The organism is Rhodococcus sp. NPDC057014 (assembly GCF_042673295.1).
In the GTDB taxonomy this organism is placed as follows: Bacteria; Actinomycetota; Actinomycetes; order Mycobacteriales; family Mycobacteriaceae; genus Rhodococcus_F.
Genome location: NZ_JBHUSF010000259.1, coordinates 1 through 13,149 on the forward strand (window position 1 = coordinate 1; position 13,149 = coordinate 13,149).

7 protein-coding genes and 1 pseudogene are annotated in these 13,149 nt (G+C 66.6%); 6 read left to right on the plus strand and 2 right to left on the minus strand.

From position 1 onward, the window contains the following. Positions 1 to 96 precede the first annotated feature (96 nt). Positions 97 to 1,050, plus strand: a pseudogene (locus ACFTZB_RS34130) (IS1634 family transposase); the annotation flags it as partial. 139 nt (positions 1,051 to 1,189) lie between these two features. Continuing rightward, a complete protein-coding gene (locus tag ACFTZB_RS34135) occupies positions 1,190 to 2,506 on the plus strand; it encodes a DUF222 domain-containing protein (RefSeq protein WP_378438519.1) in 1,317 nt (438 codons plus the stop codon). A 453-nt stretch (positions 2,507 to 2,959) separates the two neighbouring features. Here ACFTZB_RS34135 and ACFTZB_RS34140 read toward each other — a convergent pair whose 3' ends face one another. Then, complete coding sequence (locus tag ACFTZB_RS34140; RefSeq protein ID WP_378438521.1) at positions 2,960 to 5,806, minus strand: LuxR C-terminal-related transcriptional regulator; 2,847 nt, start codon at positions 5,804 to 5,806, stop codon at positions 2,960 to 2,962. Between the two features lie 292 nt (positions 5,807 to 6,098). On the opposite strand from ACFTZB_RS34140, the gene ACFTZB_RS34145 reads away from it, so the two are divergent. The 3 genes from ACFTZB_RS34145 to ACFTZB_RS34155 all read left to right on the plus strand — a co-directional run bounded on the left by ACFTZB_RS34145 (position 6,099) and on the right by ACFTZB_RS34155 (position 8,153). Further along, positions 6,099 to 6,530 carry a hypothetical protein gene (locus tag ACFTZB_RS34145; RefSeq protein ID WP_378438523.1) on the plus strand — a complete coding sequence of 144 codons (432 nt, stop codon included), beginning with the start codon at positions 6,099 to 6,101 and terminating at the stop codon, positions 6,528 to 6,530. A gap of 136 nt (positions 6,531 to 6,666) precedes the next feature. Continuing rightward, positions 6,667 to 7,923, plus strand: a complete 1,257-nt coding sequence (locus ACFTZB_RS34150) for a S8 family serine peptidase (protein ID WP_378438525.1) — start codon at positions 6,667 to 6,669, stop codon at positions 7,921 to 7,923. After that, complete coding sequence (locus ACFTZB_RS34155; RefSeq protein WP_378438527.1) at positions 7,920 to 8,153, plus strand: hypothetical protein; 234 nt, start codon at positions 7,920 to 7,922, stop codon at positions 8,151 to 8,153. The genes ACFTZB_RS34150 and ACFTZB_RS34155 overlap by 4 nt, the downstream gene beginning before the upstream one ends. Positions 8,154 to 8,172: 19 nt before the next feature. Here the strand turns inward: ACFTZB_RS34155 and ACFTZB_RS34160 are convergent, their stop codons facing one another. Continuing rightward, a complete protein-coding gene (locus ACFTZB_RS34160; protein WP_378438529.1) occupies positions 8,173 to 10,065 on the minus strand; it encodes a DUF4012 domain-containing protein in 1,893 nt (630 codons plus the stop codon). 229 nt (positions 10,066 to 10,294) lie between these two features. On the opposite strand from ACFTZB_RS34160, the gene ACFTZB_RS34165 reads away from it, so the two are divergent. Next, on the plus strand, positions 10,295 to 13,149 hold a 2,855-nt coding region (locus tag ACFTZB_RS34165; RefSeq protein WP_378438530.1), incomplete at its 3' end, for an amino acid adenylation domain-containing protein.

Genomic DNA, 13,149 nt, shown 5'->3' on the forward strand with positions numbered 1-13,149 from the left:
TCGACTAACGCCCATCGAGTATGAGACGCTCCATCAGGCCGCACACGCGGCCTGAACTGCACACCCCGAGTGTCAACCACGGTGGGGGCAGTCCCGATCGTGGTCGGCCTGCTCGTTGACCGGACCGGGTTTCCGCTGGAGATCGGCTGTTTCGAGGGAAACAAGGCCGAAACCCACACCATCGTGCCCATGATCCGGCAGTTCCAAGACCGCCATGACATTGCCGGCGTCGAGATGGTGATCGCCGCCGACGCCGGGATGCTGTCCGCTGGCAACCTCACTGCCCTCGACGAGGCCGGGCTCAAGTTCATCGTCGGGTCCCGCGTCACGAAAGCCCCAGCCGATCTGGCGAACCATTTCCATTGGAACGGTGACGCTTTCGCCGACGGTCAGATCATCGACACCGTCACCCCGAGGCACGCGAAGAGCACCGTCAACAATGTCCGTCACCGCACCGAACCCGTCTGGGACGCGGCCGGACACCCGAAGTCATGGCGGGCGGTCTGGCAGTACTCGAAACGCCGCGCCGTCCGCGACAACCAAACCCTCAACGCCCAAGAAGCCCGGGCCCGAGACATCGTCGACGGGGCGAAGGCACCGAAGTCGACACGGTTCGTCACGACCACCGCAAACGGTCGGAGCCTCGACACCGCAAGCATCGATCGGGCCCGGTCACTGATCGGGCTGAAGGGCTACGTCACCAACCTTCCCGCCTCGATCATGGGACCAGGCGAGGTCATCGCGAAGTACCACGACCTCTGGCAGGTCGAGCAGTCGTTCCGCATGTCGAAAACCGACCTGAGGGCGCGGCCGATGTTCCATCACACCCGCGACGCCATCGAAGCCCACCTCACCGTCGTGTTCACCGCACTTGCCGTCGCCCGCTACCTGCAGACCGAGACCGGGACCTCGATCCGCTCGCTGGTCCGGACCCTGCGTCCGCTGCAAGAAATCACCATGACCATTGCTGGCCACCCTCACACCGCCGCCGACCCACTCACCCCAGACGCAGTCCGCATCCTCACCACGCTGGACCTACCGACCCGCTGACCGAGGCACTAAACCGGTGCAAGTCAGGACGGACGACCCCGGTAGTTGCCATGCAGTCATTGTCGCGCGACGAGCCGTGCTCGCGGGCAAGGATTCACGGACCATTGACTCGAAAGTGTGTTCGAACTGCAATTCGAACATGGGGATCGGGGAGGATATCCAGGGGGCGTTGTCGGACGAGATTCTGGCAACCGCGGTCGGGGATGCGTGGCGGCTGGCCGAGGCGGAGCTACTCGACTCGGTGGTGCGGGTCTCGGAGGAGATCCAGCGACTCGAGGCGCTGCGCGTCAAGCTGGTCGGTGCGGTCGACCATCGCTGCAATGTCGATGTGCTGGGATTTCCGAACGCCAAGATGTGGCTGGCGTCCAAGACGTTGCTCGAGGTCGGTGCAGCGGGTCGAATCGTGATGCTGGGCCGGGGTTTGCGGTTCCAGCCGGAGATCGCGGATCAGTTCTTCGGCACCAACATCTCGGCGGAACACGCTGCGCTGATCATGAAATTCTGCGAACGGCCACCCAAAGGCATGCCGGACGAGGCGATGGACGACTGCCGTAATGCGTTGCTGTACGCCGCCACCGGTCCGACCGCGAACACCGATGCGGTGCGTGCGGTGATCGCCCGACTGGAGCGCGTCTTCGAATCGGATGACCCGCCGCCCAGTGAAGACACCGAACGCAACGAATTCCACGCCTCCAAAACCCTCAACGGGCGCGTCTCCGTCAAGGGCGACCTGGACGCTGTGACCGGTGAAATGCTGCTGTCGGCACTGTCCGGCCTGTCCAAACCACGACCTGCGAAAGACGGAACCAAAGACGAACGCACCCCCGGACAACGGCGTGCCGACGGATTCACCGAACTGCTGCGCCGCTACCTCGATTCCGGCATCGCCGGCGAAGAAGGCGGCGAACGGCCACACGTCTCCCTCCACGTCAACATCAAAGACCTCGCCGACCACACCGACTGCAGCGCGCGAGAACAGAACGGTGCGCCGGTGCCCGAAGGGCAACTCTTCGCCGTCGACGGCGTGGCCTGGACCGAATGGATGGGGCCACTGAGCATCAAAGCAGCCCGGCTCCTCAGCTGCGATTCGATCTACACGCCCATCGTGCTCGACGAGAACGGATCGCCCCTCGACCTCGGCATCTCCACCCGAACAATCACCAAGAGACAGCGAAAAGCGTTGGTGGCGAGAGATCGAGGATGCGCATTCCCCGGATGCGGAGCGCCGCCATCATGGTGCGAAGGCCACCACATCATCCACTGGTCCGACGGGGGACCCTCCGACATGGGCAATCTGGTACTGCTCTGCCAATATCATCACCGGCTCATGCACCACAGCGACTGGGAAATAGAAATGGGAGCCGACCGGCACCCCACATTCATCCCACCCCGGCAAGTCGACTGGGACCGGAAACCGATACCCGCGCACAACAGAGCGCGGCCCCGAGCGTCCTGACCCGACGCGCCCCGCAGATCGCCGACTCCGCAACAGGACAATTCCTGTTGCCGAGCCGGCATGTCGTCATGCCCGGAGTGCGGGCCGTGCCACCGGACCGTCATCCTCATCGGTGCAGGCATCCACGGCAGCGGGCCAGTCGCCAACTCCCTCGAACTCCGCCGCTGCCACCTCGCACCCATCGCCCAGCAGCCCTGAGCCGGCAAGCCAGGCCGCACTCTCGGCAACAATGGCCGTCGCAGATGTCAGCCACTTCGGCGAGACGAGAGGCAGGAGCCGTGTCACCGAACCGGGTGGCAACTCGTGATCCGGCCGGTCCCGGGAAGCACTACGTCAGCGTCGCCCGCCGGGAGTGCCGCTCCGTCTCCCCGCCGGTCGAGTAGGTCAAAGGCATTCCTCCACGGGCGGTGCCGAGCTCTCGATCCTTGGGACGAAGGCGCGGGTCGAGCAGCTCTACGTCACCTTCCGCACGTTCAGGGCGCGGTAGCGGTAGCCGTCCTGCGTTCCGCCGACCACCATCTCGGGCTCGAATGTCACGTTCCGTCCCGGCGCCAGCGAACGACAGCCCGAGCCGACGATGCTGCTGAAACGCGTCCACGCACCACCGGGGGTTGCGTCCGAATCGATGACGCCCCAGCCCTCTTCGTCGCTCCAGGTGCGCACGGTTCCGGTGGTTCGGTCGGCGTGAACCGTCGTCCCCATCGCCTGCGCGAGACCGTTTCGATCCGCGACATCGAGCTTGATGCACGCACGGTAGATATGACCCTCCACCGTCCGCACCGACACGAACAGCCGATCGGCGATCTGGCGGTTCGACAACCCCGCCGCAACCATCGACCCCACCTCACGCTCACGACTCGTCAGCGGAAGCGGATGTGCGGCCTCCACCAGAGCGGGGGACGACATGTGGTCGCAGCGGGCCGACAGGGCTTCGGCCGCGGCAGCGCACTCGATGGAACGCCGCTTGTCGCCGGCATGCGTGAACGCGATTGCCGCCCGAGCGTACGCGTCGGCGGCATCCGGCAAGGCGTCGATCTTCTCGAACTCGGCTGCCGCCGTCACCACCTCGCAGCCCTTCCCAGCAGCAACAGCCGCCGCATGCCGCGCAACGATGTCGACGAGCCGGCCGTCGCAGATCTCGGCCAACTCGGCGAGGCGAGTGGCCGTGGTCGTGTCGCCGAACCGGGTGGCATGGTGCAGCGCGACCGCCTCGATGCCGAATTGTCCGGCTGTGCACGCGGACTCTGCAGCGGAACGAGACAGCTCGACTGCCCGGGAGGTTTCCCCCCGTGCCGCGGCGAGCCACGCCTGCGACATCATCAGTTGGGGTCCGAACACGGCAACGTGCCGGCCGTTTCGGGCCTGCGCGGCGGTGATGATCCCGTCCGCCTCGTGGATGCGACCGAGTTCCGCATATGCCTGACCGAGGACGATGTAGGCGGGGAAACTCCACGAGATGGCGTCGGCCGTGTCGCCCACATTGAGGGCGGCAATCGCCTGCTCGAGTCGGCCCGCGGCGTCGTTGAACCGACCACGGGCGAGCTCCACGGTCCCGACCAGGATGTTCGCAAGCCCCCACGCAACGTATCGGCCGCTCGACGCCAACGACAGGTACTCCTCGGCCCGGCGTTGCGCCGCGGCGAACTGTCCGGTGAGCGTCAACGCGAGGATCTCACCGTGTGCGGCCGGGAACCGCAGAAGCCCGTCGATCTGATCGGCCACCGCCGCGCTGCGCGCCGCCAGCTCCGGCACCCGGTCGCCGCGTCCCATCAAGGCCAGCGACAGTCCGCCACCGAAGAATGCCCACTCGACCGCCCACGGCAACACCCGATCGGCGGCCAGTATCGCCATCGCTGCTGCCGCCGCTTCCTCGGGCCGATTCTCGAACACCGCGCACACCGAGCCGATTCCCTCGATGATCGGCACGAGACTGGGGTGCGTCACCTTCGCGCGGAGTACCGCGAGGACCTCGTCGGCCTTCTCCGACTCGCCGCTCGCCCAGAACAGGTTCGCGATCCGCGACGTGCCCCAGCGCACCAGCTGCACTTGGTCGAGGCTGCCCGGCGAAAAGGAGCGCAGCAACGATTCCGCCTCGGTGGCGTGTCCCTGCCACAACAGTGCTCGGGCCAGGAGGTCGGCCGCCTCGAAGCTGCCGGTCTGGTCGAGTGCCGCGCGGGCGAGCCGTTCCCCCAGAGGAACATTCGCCAAGCCGATGGCATCCTCGGCGGCGTCGACCAGCAGGGCGGGTTCGACGGATCGGTCGCTGTCGAGGGCCAACTCTGCCAGCCGAATCCGATTCGACGATCCGACCACGGCGCGACTGCTCAACGCCTCCACGAGCTGTCCGCGGAGCCGCCGCCCCGCCGCGCGGCCCACCCGTCGCCGGATCACCTCACCGAACAGTGGATGCGTGTAGCGGACGTCGAGCCGGCGTCCGTCCTCGACGATCCTGACGAGGCCGCGTCGCTCGGCCTCCTCCACCGCGTCCTCGCCCGCCAGCTGACCGAGGATGTCCAGATCGAGCGGCTCGCAGAACGTGAGAAGCTGCAACGCCTGCAACACGTCGTGGGGAATCTGATCGATCCGGTGCTCCAACAGGGATGCGAGTTCGGACGTGATGGCGGCACGTCCCCGCAACTGCCAGACGCCACCGGAGCGGCGCAGCGTCCCGGCTTCGAGGGCGCCCTCCACCAGGTGCCGGACGAACAACGCGTTCCCACCGGACGCCTCCCAGATCATGTCGGCGCTCAGCCCCTCGAGGGGACCGTCGAGCACGGACTCGATCAGTTCGATGCTCTGATCCCGGGTGAACGGCGCCAGTTCGATTCGCAGCAGGTGGCCGTCCTTCCACAACGACGTGATCGCGTCGGGGACGGTCTCACCGTTGCGGACGGTGGCGACGATGTGGACGGCCTTGTCGAGGGCAAGTTGGTGAAGGAACGTCGCCGACAACTGATCGAGGAGGTGAGCATCGTCCACGCCGACCACCACGTCGTGACTGTGACCGTCGTCGAGGAGCGCCTGCCGCGCCGCGGACAGAAACGCGACCGGATCCCGGGAGGTGGACGTTCCGACCAGGTGGGCGAACACTCCCAGCGGAATGCTCCGCGCCGATTCGGTGCCCGCCACCCATTTCACGTCTCGAGGCAGTGACTCGGTCGCGAACCGCGCGAGAGTGGTCTTGCCGACGCCGGGATCGCCCGTGAGGACGACACCGCATCCCCCGGACCGAGCCGTGAGCGACGCGGTGATCGCGTCGAACTCGACCTGCCGCTGAACGAGAGGCCACACCGGACCCATAGGTCTGATTCTAGATTCCCCTGAGGGGCCGGTGACAGTACCGCGGATCGACCAGTGAACGCGAGTTGTTCAGCGAACCAGCGCAATACAACCTCGGAGTTGCTTTGAGGCGCGATACCCGGAGTCGTCGACGGGTTGAGTCGCAGGTCGTGGACACGAGTCCGGTTTCAGGATTGACGAAGGGCGCCTTCCGCGCGATCGCGTAGGACTCTACTCGCGAGATCATCCGGCATCTCGGACACGCTGAAGGCGTATCGCGGACAGTTATTGCGTCGAACTACAGGAGAACGTCATGACCGCGCGGCCGGAGCCCTTCTTCAGTTGGACGGCGAGACGGGTCGAACTCCGCGAATCAGAGTCCACCGATCTGGTGCTGGACGAACTCGTGCCACTGCGAACCGGCACGGCACGTCTGATCGCCGCCCGCGACGAGGACGACGATGTCGATTACCTCGCGCTGGTCGTCGGTGACGTCGCGGACGGCCGGGACGTCGCGGTTCGCGTCGTCGACGAGGAGATGCTCCTCATCGAGGGCGGCCGATCCGGCGCATCCCCGGAAATCCTGATCGGCCTGACGGCCACGCCGAACATCTGTGGTTGCTCCACCGCACGACACGTCGAGAGCCAATTGTGTGTCGACGGCCCCATCCGCACGATGATCGCATCGGTGGGAGTGCGGTCCGTCGTCGTCGACTGGTATCACCCCACCTCGACGGCGGCATGAACCGCACTACTCTGCCCGCCGGCTCGGTACACCCGATAGTCGGGTAGAGCGCCACTCGTGGAATTCGGGACCACTCGATGGAGCGTTGAGGTGTTCGAACTCACCTCAATGACTCACCCCGATCAAGGACGACATCGTGATATCACACGGAAACTCGTACGGCGACAACGACGGCGACAACACACTCGCCGCCCCCTCCGAGCCCGAAGTCACGGGCAGCCACGTCGTCGTGCTCACCGAAGGCGGCAACCGAACCGACGCCGCACAGACTCTCCGCACCATCGCCGGGCTGTCCGACGTGGCGCGCAGCACCGAATTCGAATCCAGCGCGGTGGATCTGTCGGAGACCCGGGAAGTCGACGCCGTCGTGTTCGACGAACTGGGTATCGCGGTGGTCACCGCCGACGCCGACCAGCTTGCGGCACTGCAGGCGGCGGCCGCAGACGACGACGTCCCCGTGCTCTCCGTCGAGCCCGAGCTGATGCACTACGCCCTCTCGGTCGGCACCGATCCTCGGGTGCAGGCCGAAGCGGCGAGCTTCACCGACACCGCGGAGCTCACGTGGGGGTTGCACGCCACCAATGTTCGCGCGTCGGCGTGCGGGGGCTTCGGCGTCAAGGTCGCCGTCCTCGACACCGGACTCGACCTGACGCACCCGGACTTCGAGAACCGCACCATCACCGCCCAGTCGTTCGTGCCGGGCGCCGGCCCACAGGACGGACACAGCCACGGCACGCACTGTGTCGGAACCGCGTGCGGACCCAAGTCGCCGAGCGGCACCCGCCGATACGGAGTAGCCCACAAGGCAGACATCTTCGTCGGCAAAGTGTTGTCCGATCAGGGACGCGGAGCCGACCGGGGAATTCTCGCCGGAATCGAATGGGCCATCGTGAACGACTGCCAGGTCATTTCGATGTCCCTCGGCGCGAACATGGAGGCGGTGTCCGTTGCGTACGAGACGGTGGGCAGCCGGGCACTGGCATCGGGGTCGCTGATCGTCGCGGCCGCAGGCAACAACGCGAACCGCACGGCAGGGAACATGGGATTCGTGGGTCCGCCCGCGAACAGCCCGTCGATCATGGCCGTCGCAGCGATCGACTCGGCTCTCGGACTGGCCAATTTCTCGGCCCGCAGCAACCCCGTCATCGGCGGTCAGATCGACGTGGCGGGGCCCGGGGTGGGCGTGTTCTCGACCGTCCCCGTGCCGGGGCGGTACGGCACGAAGAGCGGGACGAGCATGGCAGCCCCACACGTCGCGGGCATCGCCGCACTGTGGTGTGAGGCCACCGGACGCACGGGCACCGAACTGTGGGCCGTCCTCACCCAGCAGGCGCGGAGACTCCTGTTGCCGTCCCTCGATGTCGGGTCGGGGCTGATTCAGGCACCGGCATGATCGCGATCACCGTCACCGTCGACGCCGACCACCTCGACACCATCGAAGCGGTCGGCGCCGCGCTGCAGTCGCACGGGATGCGGGTCGATCAGGTGTACGGCACCATCGGAATCATCTCCGGCGCCGTCGGAGAGGACGGTCGCGCCGAACTCGAATCCGTAGCCGGCGTGCAATCCGTCGAAACGGAGCACACCGTTCAGATACCGCCGCCCGACGCGGACCCGCAGTAGCGGCGGTACCCGAGGAGAATCAGCTACCGCAGTTCGGCACGTTCACCGTGACGTTCGGCGAATCCACCAATGGCTGCACCGGAACCCGGGCCTCACCCGGAGCGGCGGGCTCGGTGAGCTGGAACTTCACCTCGGCGGTCTTTCCCCGCTGCACCATGGCTCGCACGTTGAACACGGGATGGCCGAGTTCGGTGCCGGTGAAGACGAACTGCTGAGCGCCGTTGACCGTCACCTTGTCGAGTGTTGCGCCGCTGGTGGCGAGCAGCGACAGGTCGACGGCGTTGGTGCCCTTCGGCACGTTGCCGACCGACTCGAACAACCCCGCAACATAGTCGGGGAATTCCCCCGCGGGGGTGTTGTTGGTCAGACGCACGGTGACGGTCGACGAACGGGTGTCGTCGACGCAATTGTCTGCGACGTATTCGATCTCACGGGACAGGTAGTAGTCGAGCTTGTTTCCGCCCTGGTTGTTCACCACGACACTCGCGTACGGTGCCGCGTCGTCCGGAACGACGTTGCCTACCTTTGTACTCGAAAGCACCTGCTGGAGGGCGGGATCCGCGCTCCACACCGCGATTCGCCCCTCTCCGGCCGCCTTGCCCAGCGCGTCGAGCAGCGCCTGCGGGGACGACAGCGTGCCGGTCATCTTGTCGACCACCCGCGCAGCGACAGTCTGCAGGTACTGCTTACGGGCCTTGTTGTCATCCGCGAAGCGCACATACGCGGTCGACTCGGTGAGTTCCACGACGTTGTCCTTGGTGATCACCTCGCCGTCCGGCATCGTCACCGGGCCGATGGCGCCGAGCACGTAGCTGAGGGCGACGGGATCGGTCGCGACGACGCCGTCAACCTGCTCGCCGGATTCCTGCGCCCACAGCGATTTCCAGATCTGTGCGGCGTACGGGAAATGGGAGCTGAGGTTGCTGTTCCGGAAGTCGGTGGTGGGCCGGCTGGGGCCGTACCGGGCCTCGAACTCGGGGCCGAGATCGAGGGGTTGTTTGTCCATCGACAGCTCCGAGTTCGCGCCGAGCGTGTCGACCTTCGCCGAGCCGTCGGTGGCGCGGACGATGCCGAATCCACCCAGCAGCCCGCCGGTTCCACGCGCTTCGGCGTTCGTCTGGAAGCCGAGGAAGTAGTTCCGCGGCCCGTCCCCGCCGAGCATCGCCGGCACCACCTTCGCGGCGATCGCGGTGTTGCTCAGCAACTTCGACAGCTCCGCCGTCTGATCCTGCAATGCCGTGCGCGCCTCGTTCACCACGCCGAGGTAGGTGGCCTCGTCGATGGTCCGCGCCTGATCCGACAGTGACTGCGCGGCAACGGAGGTCCGATCCAGGACCGGAACGGCGTCGCGCAACGACTGCACGTTGACGCGGCCTCCGCCCTCGATCAACTGATCGGGGGCCAGCGTGCTTCCGGCGTCCACGGCAGGAGTCAAGACGTCGTGGGTGAGCCCCCGCACGACCTCGGAAATCTGCTGAGAAGTTGCCAGCGGGCTACCGAGGACCGGGACGGCGGCGGTGATGCTCCACGGAATCGAGTGCGTGTTGTCGTAGGCCCGCGACGCGTACCTGTCGGCGTCGGCCGCCGACCGCTTGGCGACCTCGGTGTCGCCGTCGAGCAGAGCGTCCTTCGCGATCTGCGCGTGACCACGCGCCTCCTCGAGATTCGCCTTCGCCTCGCGGGCAGTGAAGCCCAGCCACGCGCCGAACGCGACGACAACCACGACGGCCACCGAGCCGCCGACGATCACGCGCCGCCGCAACCGATGCGCCCGCACCTGAGGTTGGTGTGTCCGGCGTTTACGGACACGTCGAACCGGTGTTCCGTCCGCCGCCCGAGCCCGGCCGTCCGACCCGTGATTGTCCGGGCCTGACGTGCCGAAACCCGACGGGCCCGTGACGTTGTCGTCCATTACTGCCTGGCTCCTGTCTGAGGGTGTGCAGAGATTATCGTGACGTACCGCTCACAGTCCCCCCTCGTGTGGAGGGGCGATGATTTGCCCAGTATTGTCTAGCCCACGTAACGAACCACGAGGCGCCCACGATGTAAGTCCCGTCGAGGCACTGCCTCACAACTTTCGAGGTACGGCTGAGTGGCGGGACAAATGCGTGTCAAGGCCCTGTGAGGGCGCGGTGGGGGAAGTGACACCATTCCCCCTTTCGCGTGCGCAACAAGCGCTGTGGTTCGCTCAGCAACTCGACCCGGCCGTGCCCTTCAACATCGCGCAATATGTGGAGGTACGCGGACGCGTCGACTACGACCTCCTCGTCTCGGCAACCGACCGCGGTTGTCGCGAGTTGGAGTCCGCTGTCGTCCGTCTCGTCGACGTCGACGGTGAGCCCCATCAGCTGGTCGATCAGAGCATCCAGGATGCGCTCGTCTACCGGGATCTGCGTGGTCATGCGGATCCGGTCGCCGAGGCGCACCGCTGGATGACGGACGAATACAGTCGGCCTCTCGACGTGATGACCGACCGGTTGATCTCCGCCACGCTTCTCCACCTCGGTCACGACCACTACTACTGGTTCTCCCGCACACACCACCTGGTGATGGACGCATACGGCGCCATGGTGCTGATGAACCGCGTGGCGGAGCTTTACACGCACCTCGTCATCGGAACCGAGGCGCCGCAGTCGAAGGCAATGACTCTGCGCGCGCTGTACGACGCGGAGACCGAGTACCGCACCACAGCCCGGTACCTCCGTGACCGCGAGTACTGGGCCGAACGGACCGCTGAACTGCCCGAACCCGTCCGGTTGACCGATCGGCACGCGCGACCGACGTCTCCGCCTCGGGTGTCCAGTCGCGACATGGACGCTGCCGTCGCGCACCGGATCGAGGAATTGGCGCGCGCGTGGAACTCGTCCGAAGTTCCCGTGATCGTGGCTGCGTTCGCCGCGTATCTCGGACGCATGACCGCCGCCACCGACGTCGTACTGAGCCTTCCGGTTTCGGCCCGAACCACGGCGTCCGCGCGCCGTTCGACGGGAATGATGGCAAACGTCGTCCCCTTGCGGGTGCATCTCGATCCCGGCGAAAACGTGGAGGAACTGGTCCGGAAGGTTCAACTCGAACTCACCGGGGCGTTGCGTCGTCAGCGATACCGCCACGAGGACATGTGGGAAGGTCGCGCACCGTCCCGCCGCGGTTTCGGCCCGACCGTCAACATCATGAACTTCCACCGCGAGATCGTGCTCGGCGAACTCGTGTGCGAGTTCAACGTGCTGACGACGGGGGTGGCCGACGACCTGTCGCTCAACCTGTACCCGTCGGTCACCGGTCACACCATGCGCGTGGACTTCGAAGCCAACCCGGGCTGCTACGAGGCCGCGGAACTCGAACAACTGCTGTCGCGGTTCGTCGGGTTTCTCGACGCGTTCGTAGCGATCGAGGGTGACGCTCTGGTGGGCGACGTCGACGTGCTCACTGCGGACGAGTGGGCCGAAGCGACGACCAACAACCCCGGCGTCGAACCCGATGCCGCGTCACTACACGAATTGTTCCTGGACCGCGCATTCGAACGCCCCGACGCGACAGCGGTGACGTTCGGGGACCAGTCGCTGACGTACGCACAACTCGAGGCGCGCTCCGCGGCGGTCGCCGCGTCGCTGAGCGAGGAGGGTGTCGTCGCCGGCGACGTCGTGGCCGTCGTGCTGCCGCAGTCGCCGGATCTGATCGCCGCGATCATGGGAGTGGTGCGCGCCGGCGGTGTCTACCTGCCCGTCGACCCGCAGTACCCCGCGGAGCGCATCCAGTACCTGCTCGACGATGCGAAGCCGGCGGCGGTGATCGCCGATGCGGCTGCGCCGCCCGTGAGTACTTCTTACCCACGGGCGGTTAACAAGTACTCACGAGCGCGCAGCGCATATGTGATCTACACGTCCGGGTCGACCGGCCGGCCGAAGGGCGTGCTCGTCTCGCACGCCAATGTGCTGTCTCTGCTGGCGAATACGCGGGACCAGTTCGGGTTCGGGCCGGACGACGTGTGGACGATGTTCCATTCACCCGCCTTCGACTTCTCCGTGTGGGAGATGTGGGGCGCCCTCACCACCGGTGGCCGGCTGATTCTCGTGGACCACTTCCTGGCCCGGTCACCGCACGAGTTCCGGCAACTGCTGGTCCGCGAGGGCGTGACCGTCCTCAACCAGACCCCGTCCGCGTTCGGCCAGCTGGCGGACGTCGACGGAGATGCGGACCTGGCGGTGCGGCTGCTGATCTTCGGCGGCGAAGCGCTCGATCCGGCACCCGTATGGCCGTGGCTCGAACGGCATCCCGGCGTGCGCGCGATCAACATGTACGGCATCACCGAAACCACCGTGCACGTCACCGCGGCCGAACTCGACCTCGCGGCCCGCGACGCATCGGCGTCCATCGGCCGCGCACTGCCCGGACTGCAGACGTACGTGCTCGACACCGCGCTGCGGCCGGTTCCTCCCGGCGGCGTGGGGGAGCTGTACGTCGCAGGGGCCCAAGTCTCCTCCGGATATCTGCACCGTCCCGGCCTGACGGCGGAACGGTTCGTCGCGAACCCGTATGTCGACGGTGCGGTGATGTACCGGTCCGGCGATCGAGTCCGCTACCGCGGCGACGGTCGCCTCGACTACGTGGGCCGGGGCGACGCCCAGATCGAGTTGCGCGGATACCGTATCGAACCCGGCGAGATCGAGGCCGCGCTCCTCCGGCATCCCGGCGTCGAACAAGCGGTAGTGGTTCTCCGCGACACGGCCGCCGGACGACAACTCGTCGGCTACGTGGTGACCGACGCCGATCAGCCCACCCTGACCCGGCACCTGCGGACGGTCCTGCCCGATCACATGGTTCCCGGTGCACTGGTGCAAGTCCCGGCAATTCCGTTGACCGCCAACGGCAAGGTCGACCGCGCCGCGCTGCCCGATCCGGGTGTCGTGACCGCGGACGGGCAGGGCGCACACACTCCCATCGAGGACGTGGTGGCGGATGTTTTCGCCGAGGTGCTCGGCGGCGCCGAGGTGGGGAC